Raw genomic sequence first — 17,255 nt, 5'->3', positions numbered from 1 at the left:
GCTCCTAGTACGAGAGGACCGGAGTGAGTATGTCCCTGGTGAATCAGCTGTTATGCAAGTAGCAGGAGCTGAGTAGCCACACATATAACCGATAACCGCTGAAAGCATCTAAGCGGGAAACGGGCCCAAACAATAGGCTTCCCACTCGAGAGAGGTAAGGGCAGTTTGAGAACAAGACGTAGATAGGCCGCAGGTGTAAGTACTGAGAAGTATTGAGCCGAGCGGTACTAATAGCCCGAGGCTTTGGACGAAACTCTATGCACTTGTGAATGAGTAATAGGGGGTGAAGATAACGATACGGGAAACACCCAGAACCATACCGAACCTGACGGTTAAGCCGTATCGTGCCGATGGTAGTACGCTTTGACGTGTGAGAGTAGGTATCGCCCCCTTCCTTTTTTTTTAAATGTTTCTCTGCCCAAGTCCCGCCCTAAAAATTGCCGCGTAGAATATACGCGGCATTTTTGTTTATTAAAATGAAGAAAATATGATATAATTTTTTAGACGAAAAAATTCTAAAAATGGAGGTAGGAAGTGAGATGGAGGATGTTAAGGAAGTAGCATATAAAAGATATCAGCAATGGCTTGAAAGTGTAACAGATGATTTCAAGGAAGAACTACTCCGTTTAAAGGATAATGAAGAGGAAATTATTGATCGCTTTTATAAAGATTTAGAGTTTGGAACTGGTGGATTAAGGGGTATAATGGGTGTTGGAACTAACAGAATGAATGTATATACAGTAGCTCGAGCAACTCAGGGTTTCGCTAATTATTTAAAAAAATATAAAGATTTTCCGAGTGTTGTTATTGCTTACGATACGAGGTTAAACTCCGACCTATTTGCAAAGGTTGCTGCTCGAGTATTGGCTGCTAATAACGTTAATGTACATATTTTTGATCAAGTTGCTCCTACACCGTTACTTTCCTTCACCGTAAGAAAATTAAAAGCAGATGGCGGAATAATCATAACAGCGAGCCATAATCCACCCCAATACAACGGTTACAAGGTTTATACATCCGAAGGCACTCAAGCTGTTCCCCAATATGCAAATGAAATTACTTCAGAAATCGAAAAGTTAGATTACTTCAAAGATATTAAAATGATGGGATTCGAAGAAGCTGTTAATTCTGAAAAAATAAATATACTCAGCGAATCTATTTTCAACGATTATTTAGATGAAATTGAAGGATACATTAGGTCCTTAAATCCAAAAATGGATAAAAAACCCTTAATAGTATATACACCATTGTATGGAGCTGCTTTGAAATTAGTTGAAGGAATTTTGAATAGGTTAGGTTTTGAGTTTAATCTAGTTGAAGAACAATCAAAAATTGATCCTTCTTTCTCAACTTTAAAGGTTCCTAATCCCGAAGAGAAAGAAGCATTTGAATTAGCTTTGAAAAAAGCAAAAGAAATAGATGCCGATCTAATTTTGGCAACGGATCCTGATGGAGACAGAATAGGGGTATTTGAAAAATATAAAGGCGATTATGTATCTTTTACAGGAAATCAAATTGGAGTAATGTTGGCTCATTATTTGTTAAGCAAATTTAGGGAATTTTCTTCCTTAAAACCAGACGATTACATTGTAAAGACAATAGTTACTACTGATATGGTTAAACCCATTGCCCAAGAGTTCGATGTAAAAGTCGAAGAAACATTGACAGGATTCAAATATATAGGAGAAAAAATAGAAAAATATCTAGGAAGTGGAAAAAAATTTATATTTGGATTTGAGGAAAGTTATGGATATTTGGCGAACGATCATGTGAGGGATAAAGATGCCATAATTGCTGCTGCATTAATTTCCGTTATGAGTTCTGAGTCCCTATCCAAACTGAAAACACTCACCGAGTATTTGAAAGATCTAAAAGAAAGATATGGTTATTATGATGAAAAGCTTCTTTCTTTTACTTTTGAAGGGTTTGAAGGAACTCAAAAAATAAAACGCATAATGAGCAAAATGAGAAAAAATCCTCCTATAAAAGTTGGTGATTTTCCTTTGAAGGAAACTTTAGATTATCTTAATGGAATAGAGGGGTTTCCGAAATCCGACGTAGTAGAACTGAGATACTCAAACGTTAAAATTATAGCGAGGCCTTCAGGCACAGAGCCAAAAATCAAATTTTATATTATGGTAAAATCATCTTCCGAAAATGAATCTCGCAAATTGATAAAAGATGCTGAGCAGGCTATCTCAGAAATTGTAAATGTTTAGTATTCTAATAAAGGTGAGTGAAAATGAGGTTTCATAACGTTTTATTTACAGATAATGGTAATTTCGTAGAAATCAACGATATTTCTTATTTAGATGGAAGCACTATAAAAATAAACGACATTCTTCCACCTTCGATTTTAAGAAAAGGTTCTGTTAACTTCGTGGGATATTTTCTTGTGGAAGAGGATAATAATGATCTATCAGGTATAAGAAGATATTTAAATATAAGCGAGCGAAGAGGAAAATACCTTAAATTAAGTTATTGTGATGACATATCTAACACGGTTAGAGAGATTCATGGTGATTATGTTGATCTGGTTTCTAAATATGTAGGGTTAAGGAGAGTAATCTCTTCTTTCAACGATTTGATTTTAGAAAACGATATAAACAACAATTTTAGTTATTGGTTAGAAAAGACGGTTGAAAATGTTCCTCTTGACGTTAGAGAGTTGATCGCTCAAAGAATTACAAAATTTGTTAATTTGTATTTGATAAAGATCTATGAAGGGATTTATAAAAGAAATATAGATCTATTAAAAAGATTTGAATCGGAAATCGCATTCAAAATTTTAGAAGCTCAACTATTACAGAAGACATATTAGGAGGAGTATTCGTGAAATGGGTTGCAGCAACGGTAATGTATGATGGTTCAAACTTTTATGGTTATCAAAGTCAGCCAACATTTCGTACCGTTCAAGATGAGTTTGAAAAAGCCTTAAAGGTTATTTTTAAAAAAGAAATTCCTTCTTATGCTTGTGGAAGAACTGATACAGGAGTACATGCGGTAGGCCAAGTTATTTCCTTTAAAGTAGAAAATGAAAATATGACTGAAAAAAATATCAAAGATGCTTTGAATGCTATTTTACCAGAAGATGTGTATGTAAAAGAAGTCAAAGAAGTAAAAGAAGGGTTTAATCCAAGGGCAGAGGCAAAAAAAAGAATATATCATTATTTTATTTATATTAGTGAAGATCCAAATATATTTTTAAGAGACAGAGTATGGTGGATCCCTTTTGCATTGAATTTAGAAAAGATGAGACAGGCAGCAAAATATTTTGAAGGGGAGCATGATTTTACCAGTTTTAAAACCGGTAACGATGAGAGAAATCCCATAAGGACCATTTATAGGGTAAGGATAATAGAGTTAAGAAAAGATTTAATTTTGATAAGAGTTGAAGGCAAGTCCTTTTTAAAAAGAATGGTTAGAAATATCGTTGGTTCATTGGTAAAGGTGGGTACAGATGTATGGGAAGTGGAAAAAATACAGGAAATTTTGGAAGCAAAAAAAAGAGCTTTAGCACCTGCCTCAGCTCCTGCGCAAGGGTTGTATTTTTACTCAGCTTTATTTTAATAAATGGTATAATCTTAGCCAAAGTGGAGATTGGTTTAATTTATAATGGACCTTCTAACTATTTCGACGAGGTCTTGTTGAATCTCTACAAATACGCGGATATCTCCATACCTCCTGATGAAAACTCTCAAATTTTGGAAATAGATTATATTAACGATCTATTTTATATAAGATATAACAACACAATTTTCACAACCTCAATGGAAAATTTGGATAATACTATCCATGAAATACTTAATGAACTTCCTAGGAGCGTCTTTGTTATCCCAGAAAACTCTTTTATTCTTACAGACGATGGAACCAAAACGTCTGCTTTTTTAAGTTGGAATCAAAATATGAGTGTACTTTTAGATGTCAATGGCTTTATTTTTGAGCATAAGTTTTCTCCACCCATTGGTGAGATGATTACAAGAGTACCTTCAAAATGGATAGAGCTAGAAATTACGGGTGACAGCAGAGAAGCTACTTTAAACAATCTAAAAATAAACACACCAATTACAATAAATGTACCACCTTCAAAACTTACTTTCACGGATGGAGTAAAAAAAATAGAAATAGACTTAACGAATTATGAAGGTGAAAAATATACATTAGATCTGGAAAAACAACAGATATATAAAAAAGTTGAAACTAATATAGATAAAGTATTTGAAATTGAAAGCGGCGTATTTTTCTATGGAGAGCCTTTATCTATTTGGATGCCAAAAAAAGGAGAACCTGTCATTACTAAATCCCGGTTTTATTGTGATTACGGTGACATAGAAGAAAAAAGTAAGACATTCTATATCGATGGAGAAATTGTTTTTGCCTATGAAAAAGATAGTACGGTATACATGCTTTCCAGTTCGGGCCAATTTCTCACTTTGGGTAAAAAGAATATAAATCGAGATTTTGAAAGAGCTCCTTTATCCATTTTGGTCACAGATGAATATATTCAAATAAAAACCTTCAAATTAGAAAGTTATAGGATTGAATTTGCAGGAGGAATATTCAAAGAAGGAAATGTTTACAATATGTTTTTAGAGTTGCCTTCCTACGCACCACAAAAGGAATACGATTTAGGTAAGTTTGATATCGAAATTACAAAAAACGAAGTTATAATCTATTCTAATGAAGATGAGTAATAAACTAAAGAGGGAAATTCAGCAAAAAACCTTCAATACTCCCTTTGTAAACAATCTCACCCTGATCCAAAAAAACAATCTTTTCTGCAATGTCTGAAAACAAGGAGAGGTTTCTTGTAGATATAATCAATGATCGATCTTCTTTGATATCGTAAAGAAAGTCTTTAATATTTTTATGCATGAAATCGTCCAAATGATCTAAGATAGAATCAAATATGAATACTTGTGGGTTTCTAACTAAACTCAGAAAAATTATAAATGAAATCTTATCCCCAATTGTCCAATTCCAAAAACTCTCATAACTTTTTAACGAAGAATGATTGGAAAAGATATGTGCGATATTAAGCTTTTCAAGAAGTATAAATTGCTCATGTGATATCTCGGAAGGTTTTATTCCTAATACGAGGTTGAAGACTTCACTTAAAGTTAAGAAATTTATATTATCAACAAAGGTTGGCTCCGAATATGCAATTTCGGAGCGCAGATATCGTTTTTCAATATGATTAACATCCTCACCTAAAAATAAAATCTGACCAGTAGTTTGGATGTTTTTAAAAAGTTCCTCATTCAAAGTTACAATAGATCTTGCTAATAAAGATTTACCTGCATTCCTAGGTCCATAAATTAAAAGAATTTCATTTTTTGATATTTCTAAATTAATATCATTTAGTAGTCTTTGACTGTTAATGTATACAGATAAATCTTTAATTTCGATAATCTTATCTTTATCCATTTTAATGTTTTGTGCTTTTCATATTATTAAAAAAATAGTCTTCTTTCGCTAACGCTAACTTTCTAATACTTTCCTCGTCGTTAGCATTTTTTAGAGATCTAATAAAATCAATTTGAGAAGAGTATTTGAATTTGAAAGAATCATCTTCACGATAAGGACTTTGGTTTTTCTCGTACACCGCAATTCGCCGCCTTTCTTCACTTAATCTTTAAATTGGTGGCTTACAAATATTATAATACTCTCTTCTTTATACAAAAAAGCTAAATTTCATTACAGTTCTTTTATAAAACCGTGAAAAATCAAGTGTTTAAGGAAAAAAGAAAGACTCCCTAAACTAAAATCAGGAGCCTCAATAAAAATTGTTTATAATGAAAGAGGTTCTAAAGTTCTATTTAAGGATCCGTGGAGAAAAGATATTAGCACCCCGTAATTAACGACAGGAACTCCCAACCTATTGATTGAATTTATTCTTCTTAACATCATTCTTCTTGTAAGAGTACATCCCCCACAATGTACAACCAATTTTACGTTCTTAACATCTTCTATGTCAGGGAATTCTTTCCCTGCAATAAACTTAAAATTCAAAGATTTTTCGGAATATTTTTCGAGCCATTTTGGAATTTTGACTCTTCCTATATCTTCACTCAACGGGCGATGAGAACAACCTTCCATTATAAGAATGGTATCGCCATTTTCCAAATTATTAATTACGTCTATATCCTTAGTTAAGATACTGATATCCCCTTTATGATGTGCCTCTAATATTGAAAATGTAGTTAAATTTATATCCTCAGAGACTAATTCAGAAACCCTCCCAATTGCTTGAGAATCGGTGATAACCAACTTAGGTTTTTCTTTCAACTTACTAATTATTTCGCTTATTCCTTCAACAGAAGTCACAATTGGAAAAGCCTTTCTATCTATTGCTTCTCTTATAGTTGCTACCTGAGGCATTATCAATCGACCTTTTGGTGCTCCTGTGTCCACCGGGACGACAAGTAAGACGATATCGTTGCTTTTAATAAATTGTGGAAGCAACGGAATTTCTTCTTCCTTTGGTTTTAACTCAGTCAAAGCTTCTTTTACTCTTTCTATATTGATTTTTTCTTTGCAAGAAACTTCTAAAACAGGTCTTCCAAAAGAATTAATATATAATTGTTTTAAATTAGATACGTTGTTAAGTTGATCTATTTTATTCAATACGATTATGAATGGGATATTCATCTTTTCAAAGAGATCGCAAATAGAGTGTTCAAACCCGTTGGGTTCAGAATCAACTACTAAAACTCCAACATCAGCTTTGTAAAAAGCTCTTTTAGCCCTTTCAATTCTTTTTTTTCCAAGTTCACCCTCATCGTCAATACCTGGGGTATCAATTAAAGTAACGGGGCCTATAGGTTGTAATTCCATACTTTTATATACTGGATCGGTAGTTGTCCCAGCAACGTTAGAAACAAGAGCTATTTCTTGATTAACTATTGCGTTTATCAAAGAGGATTTTCCAACGTTTCTTCTTCCAGCGATAGCTATGTAAGTTCTATAACCTGATGTTGCTGGCATTATTTCCATCCTCCATTCGTTTTTGGGTTATTTTGGAAGGTGAGAAGCCTAATTGTTTGATTTTTTCATATGTCTCATAAAACTCTACTTTTATCTTATTATCGTAGATGTTGTAATTTTTTCTATACACTTCTGGAGTAATGTTAACCATAATAACGTTGCACCCGGCAAAAAAACCTTGGTATTGCAAATCGGGAGAAATCGTTCCTAATGCAGTAGTAGTAGGCATTTGTGCTCTTGGCACGCAAAATCTTGTGGCACAGTAGGCGTTTAAAGTTAATTCACCACTCCCACGAGGATGATTTTTTAACGGTGTGTTTTCTGTGGGGATAAATGGCCCCATACCTATCATCCTAATATTTTCATTTCTCATAAAAAGAATATCATCAGCTATATCTTCTAATGTTTGTCCAGGTAAACCTATAATATTCCCCGAACCAGTCACGTAACCTAGACTATTCATATACCTTAATAGTTCTATTCTATTATCATAGCTCTTTTCAGGATGGATATTTTTAAAAATATTTTTGTTAATGGTTTCGTGTTTTAGAAGTACCCTTACTGCGCCTGCTTTTCTAAATTTTCTATATGATGAAAAACTTCTTTCACCAATTGATAAAGATACGGGTAAACTTGTGTTTTTTCTTATTTCTCTTATGATGTAGATTAAATCATCATCTGTGTATCTATCGTCTTCACCACTTTGAAGAATAATCGTATCTAAACCAAGTATCGCTGCTTGATTTGCAACTTCTATTATTTCTTTGGGACTCATCCGATACCTTTGTACAGATGGATTTTTAGCTCTCAATCCACAATAGTAACAGTTTTTCTTACAATAATTTGAAAACTCGATAACTCCTTTTATGTTTATATAGTCTCCTGTATACGTTTTTCTGATCAGATTTGCTACATTGAAAAGATCATCTCGATCTTTATCTTCTTTTTTTAAAGACAAGATTTGTATAATGTGTTCTTTTTCTATGGTTTCATTAGATATAAAATAATTCACGATATTTTGAACTTTTTCAGAAAAATTAGAATAATCATCCCATTGAGAGGTGGAATGTGGTGTATTACTCTGTAATATTTTTAAAATTTCTTCGTTTTGTAATTTCATATAATACATCCCTTTGCATTAAAAGTATAGATCTCTTTTTCCAGCCTTAACAAGATCCATTCTTTCTAATAATTTCTCTTTTAGAGGCCCTTCATTCATAACCTTTAACTCTTCTTCGATCCTCTTTTCGATAGATATCCTAGTATTTTCTGGGGCATAATCCTGGGCATATTCTAAAAGAGTTAAAATGGCGTTGGGAGTGCAAAACCTCTTCACAAATCCAGGTATTGCAAACTCCATGAAGTGCTCGCCAGTTCTCCCCATACGATAGCATGCGGTACAAAATGAAGGAAGATAACCTTCGATTGCTAATTCGTTTATTACAGTGTCTAAACTCCTTTGGTCACCTAAGGTGAATTGACTTTTCTTATAAGCTTGTTGATCTTCTGTTGAATATGCACCAATTCCAATATTAGAACCAGCATCTATTTGTGAAACTCCTAACTTTAAAACCTCGTTTCTTATATGGGAAGGTTCTCTGGCTGTTAAAATTAATCCCGTGTAGGGTACAGCTAATCTTAAAATCGCCACTATCTTTTGGAATTCATTATTATTCACAAGGTATGGAGGTTGCTCAGATAAAGGGGTGTTTAGAGCTGGTTCTATTCGTGGAAATGAAATTGTATGGGGACCAAATCCAAAGCGTTCTTCAAGATGTATTGTATGGTATAAAAGGCCCATGACCTCGAATTTATAATCGTAAAGTCCAAATAAAGCACCGATCCCAACATCGTCAATCCCAGCAGCTACAGCTCTGTCTAATCCATATAGCCTCCATATATAACTAGATTTAGGCCCTTTTGGATGAACTTTCTTGTAAGTATCAAAATGATAAGTTTCTTGAAAAATTTGAAATGTTCCTATTCCAACTTCTTTTATTTTTTTGTAATCATCAATTGTCTGAGGGGCAGCATTGATATTCACCCTTCTGATCTCACCGTTTCTGTTTTTAGTTTTGTATACCGTTTCAACGGTTTTGGCTATGAAATCTGCATCGTAATCAGGATGTTCGCCATAAACTAATATTAATCTTTTATGGCCTTTGTCTTCAAGTGCTTTCACCTCTTTCTCTAATTGTTCAAAACTAAGAGAGTTTCTATAAATTTCCGTGTTGCTTGATCTAAAACCACAGTACTCACAATTGTTTATACATTTGTTTCCAATATAAAGAGGAGCAAAAAAGACTATTCTATTCCCATATACATTTCTTTTTAATGTTCTTGCTCCTTCAAAAATCTCTTCTAACGTTTCATCATCTTCAACGTTTAAAAGTGTTGCTACTTCGTCTGGATTCAATCTTTCTTTTGATAAAGATTTTTGAATAATATCTCTGACTTTTAATTTACTTGGGGATTTTGTTCCTTCCAATATGTTAAATATTTCATCTTCTTTTATGAATGGTTTTTGGTTCTCCTTATCTCTTATCCAAAACACTCAATTATCCTCCTCTATTTTTTAAATTTAGTGTCTTTAAAAGCTTTAACCCGCTCGCATGTGTGAGGAAGGCTCCGCCCTGTAACCAATTTAAAAACAAAATCTTATTTTTGAAAATCTTTATATTTCTAAAGTGTCGACTTTAGTATATATAGAATTTAAATATTCTAAAACTCGTTTTATCCCCACTGTGTCCATCATCCTGCATAGAAAAAAAGGGTAGCAATACCGTGACTGCTCCCCACCCCTGTATATTGTATATAGTATGTATGTGAAATATTTAACTTACATCCTAAAAAATGGTGGAGACGGCGGGAATCGAACCCGCGTCCGAAAATAGGTGAAGTCGGCTTCTCCGAGCGCAGTCCGCAATCAGTTTTCGGAAATTGTGACTTTGCGGACCGAGTCACAATTTCCTATTACCCGTTGGTACTTCTAAAACCCGGGTAAGAGATTTTAGAAGTGGAACCTTTTTCTGACGCCTCATTCCTCAAGCAAGGTTCCAAGAAAACTTGGGGAGAGACGAGCCGCCGTCTACGCAGCAGCTAATGCTAATTCTGGTTCTTCGGCATTTCAATGTTTTTTCGTTTTTTACGAGGTTTCAGACTCCTCGACTCGCTTCCCGACTTCAGCCTATTCCCGTCGAACCCAATCGTCCCCATACTTTATTCCTTAACCCGTTCGGGGTGAATTCTTTTTGCTGGGATACGTTTATATTATAACAAATTTTCAGTTCAAAATCAAGACCTCTTAAGATGCCACTGTAGCTTTTCAGATATTTCAGGGTCACGTTCTTGTAGGTATGGAACCAAATCAAAATTCTTAGACAAGATTTTTGTTATTGAATCCAAAATGAGCACTTTTAAAGAGTTGTTGGAAGTTTTATAATACTTTTCTAAAAGTATATCTAAAGTTTTTCTGTTCGGTAACTCGGTAATGGCCATAACGCTTATCTCTTCTATTTCCCATTCATCGCTGTCAATATAAGTTTTCAATATGTCTAAATAAGATTCATCTTTTGTGATTTTTAATAGATTTTCTATGATCAAAGGGAAAGCCCTCTCATCTGAAAATTTATTGAACATCATCTTAAGGTTTTCCACTATTTCATGGCACTTCAAGTCAGATAAAAGTTCAGCTAGATACAACAAAACAGTATCGTCTTGAAAGTTCAGATTGAATCTTCGTTTGAACTCTTGTAAAAGGTATTCTTTTCCCTCGGGTGCCATAACGCTCAATGCATCCCTTGCCAATTCTCGAACTTCGTAATCTTCGTCATCTAATAACTCTATTAAATTAGGTATAGCTTGAAGCCCTTTTTCATCTACTATCTTTTTTATCAGATCTTCACGACTGTACATCTTTTACACATCCTTTTCAATAGACAATGTTTCCGTACATTTCTTTTATTTCTTCCAATCTTTCATTTTCTGATAATTTTATGATTGCTGAACTAGTTTCTTCGTTTGACGATTTTACTATTTTAAAGTGTTCAGTGGCGAAATTTGCAACTTGGGGCATATGAGTGATTACAATAATTTGTTTGTCTTTTGATAATTCGTTGAGTTTATTTCCTACAACATCTGCCATCCTTGGACCAACTCCAGAATCAATCTCGTCAAAAACCATAGTATCAATTGCATGATTTTTTCCTAGTACAACCTCCACTGCTAATATTATTCTAGATAATTCCCCACCGGAAGCTATTTCGGATAAAGGCATAAAATCACTCTTTGGATTTGTTTTTAATAAAAAGGTAATCCTATGTGCGGACTCTTTTTTTGGTTCTTTTAGTTTTTCTATCTTCCAATCTATCTTACTATTTTCCATATTAAGATCCTTCAGATTGTTTTCAATGTTTGATTTTAAATCGTTGAGAAAAGGAGAAACCTTCCCTATTATTTTATCACTGAGTTCTAATAATTCCTCTTTCAATTTATATAATCTTGGTTCTAATTCGTGAAAATCGTTTTTGATCTCGTCTAACTCACTTTTTTGAATTTTGAACTTGTTGAGATTTTTCAAAACATCATCAAGAGAAGGTCCATATTTCCTTTTTAACTCGATAATTTTATTCAGTCTCTCACTGACTCTTTCTAATTCTTCTGGATCACTCTCTAATTCAGACAATCTATTTTCTAAAAGCGTGTATAATTCAGTTATCTGTTCCTGAATAGAGGAAGCTAAAGAATGTTCTTCAGTGAATCCAAAATCATTTAGCTTAGACAAATTGTAAACTATATAACCAATTTCCTCATCAATACTTTGTTCATCTCTATCTTTTAGTATGTTTAAAGACTCCACCAATCGTTCCCTGATTTCTTCTATATTGTTTAGAGTTTTAAATCTAGCAGAAAGTTCATCATCTTCAAGAGGCCGTAGGTTCGCCTCTTCAATTTCCTGGATCTGGTAGTTTAAAATATCAATATTTCGAAAGATTTCTGTTTTATTGGTTGGAAGGTTTTCTAACTTTCTTTTCAAATTCAAGTATTCCTGGTAACCCTTATCGTAATCAGAAAAATAATCGGGGAATTTGTCTCTCAAAATCTTAAAGATCAAAGAATTTTGGTAATTCTCATCTCTCAAAGCTATGTTGGAGTCTTGAGAATGTATTTCTAACAGATACTTCGAAATGTCTTGAACGACGTTTTTAGGAACTATTGTATCGTTAACTCTGAAAAGTGTCTTTTTAGGAGTGAAATTTACGGCTAAGATCAAATCATCACCATCAAAGGGCACGTATTCTCTCAGCATCTCTTTGATAAAATCATTAACGGTAAAATATGCTGAAACTGAACCTTCTGAGGTCTTCAGGTTTTGAGGAACATTTCCTATTAAAAAAAGATTTAAAGCATTTAAAAACATAGATTTTCCCGTTCCCGATTCACCGGTGATAGCGCAGAAATTATCGTTAAAATCCACGTTAGCACTTTTAAAAAGACCAAAATTTTTTATAGACAAAGAAAGTAGCATTCACCACACCAACCTTAAAATCGGCACTTTTTTCTTCTATCATCGAAATTATACCATAATTTTAAATCTTTTTATTTTTTAAAAAATCAATTATTATTTCTTTTGCATCTAAAGAAGGTACTTTTTCTATGGTTTTTTTGGGAAGTTTAACTCCTCCCTCTATAACCTCTAAATATCCTCTAGCAGTGCTCTTCCAAGTATAATTTTCTAAAACTCTTTTTTTAACCTTTTTTGAAAAATAGTCATAATTATTCAAACCTTTTATTAAGCCCTCAACAATATCTTGTATATCTTCAGGATCAATTAATACACCTGAACCATCTGAGAATATTTCACTTGGTCCACCATTCTTTGTTGCAATAACAGCGAGGCCACAAGCGCCTGCTTCGATAGGGGCTAAGCCAAAGGGTTCATAAAAAGAAGGTAGAACAAAAACAGACTTTAATTTTGAAAAGAATTTGTAAGCAGTAGCTAAGGCAAGTTGAGATTTTAAATCAAAAAAATATACCTTATCTTTTATATCTGCTTTTTCTATTTCTTCCAAAATTGGGGTTAGGATGGATCTTTCTTTTTCCGACAATTTTTGTATGTCAGTGAAAGGATCAGGAATGCCCCTAAGAAATATTCCTAGATTTGCCTTATCTTGAAGATCTCTAGAATTTGCATATGCCTTCACAACAGCTATATGATTCTTTTTAGCATCTAAACGGCTGGAGAGAACGATAAAAGGTTTTTGCTGTTTATTTAATTTATTTTCAATTTGAGCGACAGTGTCTTGATCGAGATCAGTCAAATCGTCGTTAAAGATCTCCGTGTTAACACCAGGAGGAATCACTTTGTATTTACTGTCGTTTGCAACTTCAGAAACATCGGCATACAAAGGATGAGAATATTGTTCATATCTTTCCATAGATGTGGAGACAATAATTTTAGATGCGTATTGCATTGACAACCTTTCAGCCATTATTCTTTGTGAAAAATGGTACTCTTTGTCGAGATCTTCAAAATTCTTCGAAGAGACGTTTAATTTGTCCATTTTTTGGGCACCTAAAGAATGCCCTGTGAAAGAGAAATTTAAACCTAATTTTGATCTTAAGAGAACTCCCGAGTACCCTCCATCGGCGTAATGAGTGGTTATGAAATCTATATTTTTGCCTTTGTAAAATGAAAGAATATTATCAACGTATTCCTTTAAATAAGGCCACAATTGTTCTTTATTTAAAAATTTTTCACCATCAAAAGGTATCCTGACAATAGTTGGATTTTTATTAATATCGAAATAATCTAATTCCTTTGAAAACTCAGGCCAGTCACGATCAATTATCTGTCTGGTAACTATATCCACAGAAACATTTAAATTAGCCAACTCTTTAGATACTTCTTTAACGTAGATCAATTGACCCCCAAAATCAGGATGCTCGGTTAAATGAGAATCGTTTTTGTCAAAGTTGCCCTGGGGGTTTAGAAATAGCACCTTCATTTAAACTACCTCCAATACTCTGTTATTTGCAATACAACAAATATATTTTACCATACTTCTAATAAATTTTCTTTTCAACGTTTTAGAAGCAAAATTCGAAAATATGCTATAATTCTAACGATTTCATTTTGTATTCCCATGTGTGTGCAGCAGAACAAAAAATAAAAAAACTTTTTTCCTTATGTGTGGTCAGCAGGTCAAAAAATGAAAAAACTTTTAGCCTTATGGGTGGGCCGCTAGGAAAAAGAACAAAAAAAACTTTTTCCCTTATAGATCGGCTTCTTGGCCAAAAGATGAAAACTTTTTTCCTACGAGGGTGTTCTGGGGAAAATATTAAAAAAACTTTTTTTCCTTATGGGTGGGGAGCGGGGCGAAGGGGCGCTAACAGTAAGTTTTAGAAGAAATTTTATAATAAAGCTTCAAAAGTTCACAGGACGGAGGTTTAACAACATTGAAAGCAAAACTTATCTTAACAGCATTATTTCTGTCTTTCTTTACCTCGCTTTTTTCCTATGAACTCTTCTTCTCCGGTGGAGAATTAGCACACTTTATAAACCAAAAACTAACAACGAGCACTTCAGTAAAAGTTGTATCTTTCAGTTTGGATGACACAATTTCTAAAAAATTATCAGCTATAAATCACCAAATATTTTTAGAAAAAGATGGTGGATATTCTGGTGATTTAAATTTAAACATCAAATATGACAAAAACACCGATGGTTATCTACATCAAAAATATATGATTTTTGATAACAACTCAGTATTATTTGGAACCGGAAATTTTACTGCAAGCGGTTTATTAACAGATTTAAACATCTTTATCTACACCGAAGATGAAAAGATCGTAAAAGTTTTTCTTGCTGAATATGAAAACTTTCAAAGAGGTAAATTTGGATATTCAAAAAAAGCAATCAATGAGCGCCTAAACACGACAGAATTCGGGAAAGTAAAAATAGTAACTGGGCCATCAAAAGAGGTCCTTAACTCAGTTTTAAATGAGATTAAGAGATCCAAAATTTCTATAAAAGTTTTTTCATATTCTTTCACCGATCCCTACTTTGTCCATGTTTTGGAACAAGCTTCTTCCAACGATGTAAAAGTTCAAATACTATCCGATGATTGGAACAAAATCTACACATCACCATTAAAATATATGCAAGGCATAAATATAAAGTATAGAAATGACATTCATGCAAAGTGTGTAACAATAGATGGAGAAATGGTCATTATAGGAAGTTACAATCTGACCTACAGGGCAAGAGAGAAAAATGACGAAATGGTTGTAATAATTAAAAATAAAGGGTTAGCTGACATCATAAATAGAAAATTTGATTTATTATGGCAAGAATGGTAAAATATATTGGTGTTTCTTTTTTTCAATACCAAAAAAGGAGGCCTGTGCTTTTAAAAAATCAACTAAAAGCACAAATTAGCTATGAAAATAAGAATATCTTTGGCCCAAATGAATTCCACAGTTGGCGATTATCAGGGAAATATTGAAAAGATAAAAGATTTCATCTCTAAGGCAGACGAAAAAGGTGCCGATCTGATACTCTTTCCAGAATTAACTCTAAATGGTTATCCTCCCGAAGATTTAATCTTAAAAACTCAATTTTTAAGGGATTCTTTGAAAAGTATAGAAGAAATACAAGATTTTAGCGAATCTAAAGATGTTGTAATAGTTTTAGGTGCTGTTGACTGGGATGTTGAATCCTACAACACTGCTTTTGTTATTTATAAAGGGGAAATCTATGGTAGTTATAAAAAGATGTTCTTACCAAACTACTCTGTTTTTGACGAAAAAAGATATTTTACTGCCGGTAGAACACCTTTTTTAATGGAAATTGAACGGATCAAAATAGGAATAACAATTTGTGAAGATCTGTGGGTTCCCAATGGACCGGCTGTTTCCTTAGCCCAAAACGGAGCCAATTTGATTTTAAATCTTTCTTCGTCTCCTTTTTATAAGGGAAGAAATAAGGTAAGGTTCGAAATGCTCAAAACTAGAGCATCAGAGTTATCAAGTTGGATTGCTTATTGCAATAATGTAGGTGGACAAGATGAGTTGGTTTTCGATGGTGGAAGCGTTGTAATTAACCCATACGGAGAAATAGAATTAAGTGCTCCTTCTTTTGAAGAAGGGTTGTATTTTATAGATATAGATCCCCTAGAACCCACTAGAGCGAATTTAAGGGAAGGAAAAAGGAAACATTACAATCAAAGTGCCTATTATGAAAGTGTAAATACAATCAAAATAGGGAAAAAGATTACGGGAAAAAATCCTATAAAAGCTATCAAAGTTGACTCTTTTGATCTATACGAGCAATTGTACCTCGCTGTAAAAACAGGGATAAAAGATTATGTATGGAAAAATGGTTTCCAAAAAGTTGTATTAGGACTAAGTGGAGGAATAGATTCCTCGCTCACGGCGGCTATTGCTGCGGACGCTATAGGTCCTGAAAATGTTTTAGGATTACTAATGCCTTCTCAATACTCTTCTAAAGGCAGTATCGACGATTCGATAGAACTATCCAAAAATTTAGGAATAAATTACAAAATAATTCCGATAAATGACATATACGAAAAATATATTGAAAATTTGAAAGAAAGCTTCAAAAGTACTGAAGAAGACAAAACTGAAGAAAACATTCAAGCAAGGATAAGGGGAAACTTAGTAATGGCATTTTCGAACAAATATGGATATTTAGCCTTAGCATGCGGAAATAAAAGTGAAGCAGCTACAGGATATGCTACAATGTATGGAGACATGGCCGGGGGATTCTCTCCCATTAAAGACTTATACAAGACAGACCTATACAAAGTTGCCAGAAAATACAACGAACTTCACGGAAAAGAAATTATTATAAAATCTATATTAGAAAAACCGCCTTCAGCAGAGCTTAGACCAAATCAAAAAGATGAAGATACCTTACCTCCATATGCTTTACTGGATGAGATTTTATTCAAGTATATAGACAGAGAAATGTCTTATGATGAATTACTACAGGAAGGATACGATGAAGGGTTATTGAAAAATGTAATAAATATGGTCAACAAGAACGAGTACAAAAGAAGGCAATCTGCTCCTGGTATAAAACTAACTGAAAGAAGTTTTGGAAAAGACAGAAGAATGCCAATTACTAATAAATATATTCCCTGGTAGTTAATGTCGGTGGGTTGCTAGGTAAGGGGTAAAGGCGACGTTTCCTTGGGGATGAGCTGCAGGGTCCAAGGGGCCCTTCGGCCTTTTCCTTATGGGGT

The 17,255-nt window shown here is 33.6% G+C and carries 14 protein-coding genes, 2 rRNA genes and 1 other RNA gene; 8 read left to right on the top strand and 9 right to left on the bottom strand.

Annotated features, from left to right (window positions below; genetic code table 11):
- The 6 genes from NAAC61_RS09885 to NAAC61_RS09860 all read left to right on the top strand — a co-directional run.
- Window positions 1–252 (top strand): 23S ribosomal RNA (locus NAAC61_RS09885); the annotation flags it as partial.
- A gap of 27 nt (window positions 253–279) precedes the next feature.
- Window positions 280–392 (top strand): 5S ribosomal RNA (gene rrf / locus NAAC61_RS09880).
- Window positions 393–539: 147 nt separating this feature from the next.
- Window positions 540–2,219, top strand: coding sequence for a phospho-sugar mutase (locus NAAC61_RS09875; RefSeq protein WP_202695931.1), 1,680 nt, complete (start codon window positions 540–542; stop codon window positions 2,217–2,219).
- 23 nt (window positions 2,220–2,242) lie between these two features.
- Complete coding sequence (locus NAAC61_RS09870) at window positions 2,243–2,821, top strand: hypothetical protein (protein ID WP_012209644.1); 579 nt, start codon at window positions 2,243–2,245, stop codon at window positions 2,819–2,821.
- Window positions 2,822–2,832: 11 nt separating this feature from the next.
- The gene (truA, locus tag NAAC61_RS09865; protein WP_012209645.1) at window positions 2,833–3,570 is read left to right on the top strand and encodes a tRNA pseudouridine(38-40) synthase TruA; all 738 of its coding nucleotides are present in this window, start codon (window positions 2,833–2,835) and stop codon (window positions 3,568–3,570) included.
- A 77-nt stretch (window positions 3,571–3,647) separates the two neighbouring features.
- A complete protein-coding gene (locus tag NAAC61_RS09860) occupies window positions 3,648–4,694 on the top strand; it encodes a hypothetical protein (protein ID WP_041534155.1) in 1,047 nt (348 codons plus the stop codon).
- 4 nt (window positions 4,695–4,698) lie between these two features.
- Here NAAC61_RS09860 and NAAC61_RS09855 read toward each other — a convergent pair whose 3' ends face one another.
- From NAAC61_RS09855 to NAAC61_RS09815, 9 genes are all read right to left on the bottom strand, one after another.
- A complete protein-coding gene (locus NAAC61_RS09855; protein WP_012209647.1) occupies window positions 4,699–5,427 on the bottom strand; it encodes an ATP-binding cassette domain-containing protein in 729 nt (242 codons plus the stop codon).
- Between the two features lies 1 nt (window position 5,428).
- The gene (locus NAAC61_RS09850; RefSeq protein ID WP_155811098.1) at window positions 5,429–5,605 is read right to left on the bottom strand and encodes a hypothetical protein; all 177 of its coding nucleotides are present in this window, start codon (window positions 5,603–5,605) and stop codon (window positions 5,429–5,431) included.
- A 185-nt stretch (window positions 5,606–5,790) separates the two neighbouring features.
- On the bottom strand, window positions 5,791–6,987 hold the full coding sequence (hydF, locus tag NAAC61_RS09845) for a [FeFe] hydrogenase H-cluster maturation GTPase HydF (RefSeq protein ID WP_012209648.1): 1,197 nt from the start codon (window positions 6,985–6,987) through the stop codon (window positions 5,791–5,793).
- Window positions 6,965–8,107: a [FeFe] hydrogenase H-cluster radical SAM maturase HydE gene (gene hydE / locus NAAC61_RS09840; RefSeq protein ID WP_012209649.1), complete on the bottom strand. Its 1,143-nt coding sequence runs from the start codon at window positions 8,105–8,107 to the stop codon at window positions 6,965–6,967. The genes hydF and hydE overlap by 23 nt, the downstream gene beginning before the upstream one ends.
- A gap of 18 nt (window positions 8,108–8,125) precedes the next feature.
- Complete coding sequence (hydG, locus tag NAAC61_RS09835; protein ID WP_012209650.1) at window positions 8,126–9,541, bottom strand: [FeFe] hydrogenase H-cluster radical SAM maturase HydG; 1,416 nt, start codon at window positions 9,539–9,541, stop codon at window positions 8,126–8,128.
- A 300-nt stretch (window positions 9,542–9,841) separates the two neighbouring features.
- Window positions 9,842–10,201, bottom strand: a transfer-messenger RNA (tmRNA) gene (ssrA, locus tag NAAC61_RS09830).
- An 80-nt stretch (window positions 10,202–10,281) separates the two neighbouring features.
- Complete coding sequence (locus NAAC61_RS09825) at window positions 10,282–10,902, bottom strand: HEAT repeat domain-containing protein (RefSeq protein ID WP_012209651.1); 621 nt, start codon at window positions 10,900–10,902, stop codon at window positions 10,282–10,284.
- Window positions 10,903–10,918: 16 nt separating this feature from the next.
- A complete protein-coding gene (locus NAAC61_RS09820; protein ID WP_202695930.1) occupies window positions 10,919–12,514 on the bottom strand; it encodes a DNA repair protein RecN in 1,596 nt (531 codons plus the stop codon).
- Window positions 12,515–12,575: 61 nt separating this feature from the next.
- The gene (locus tag NAAC61_RS09815) at window positions 12,576–13,994 is read right to left on the bottom strand and encodes a glycosyltransferase (RefSeq protein ID WP_202695929.1); all 1,419 of its coding nucleotides are present in this window, start codon (window positions 13,992–13,994) and stop codon (window positions 12,576–12,578) included.
- Window positions 13,995–14,445: 451 nt separating this feature from the next.
- Here NAAC61_RS09815 and NAAC61_RS09810 point away from each other — a divergent pair, with 451 nt between their 5' ends.
- Together NAAC61_RS09810 and NAAC61_RS09805 are read left to right on the top strand one after the other, a co-directional pair.
- Window positions 14,446–15,348, top strand: a complete 903-nt coding sequence (locus tag NAAC61_RS09810; protein ID WP_202695928.1) for a phospholipase D-like domain-containing protein — start codon at window positions 14,446–14,448, stop codon at window positions 15,346–15,348.
- An 81-nt stretch (window positions 15,349–15,429) separates the two neighbouring features.
- Window positions 15,430–17,157 carry an NAD+ synthase gene (locus NAAC61_RS09805; protein WP_103078205.1) on the top strand — a complete coding sequence of 576 codons (1,728 nt, stop codon included), beginning with the start codon at window positions 15,430–15,432 and terminating at the stop codon, window positions 17,155–17,157.
- Window positions 17,158–17,255: the final 98 nt, after the last annotated feature.

Origin of the sequence: Petrotoga sp. 8T1HF07.NaAc.6.1, assembly GCF_016772115.1 — a bacterium.
GTDB lineage: Bacteria > Thermotogota > Thermotogae > Petrotogales > Petrotogaceae > Petrotoga > Petrotoga mobilis.
Note: the sequence above shows the minus strand (reverse complement) of the source record. Positions and strands in the feature narration are given on the sequence as shown.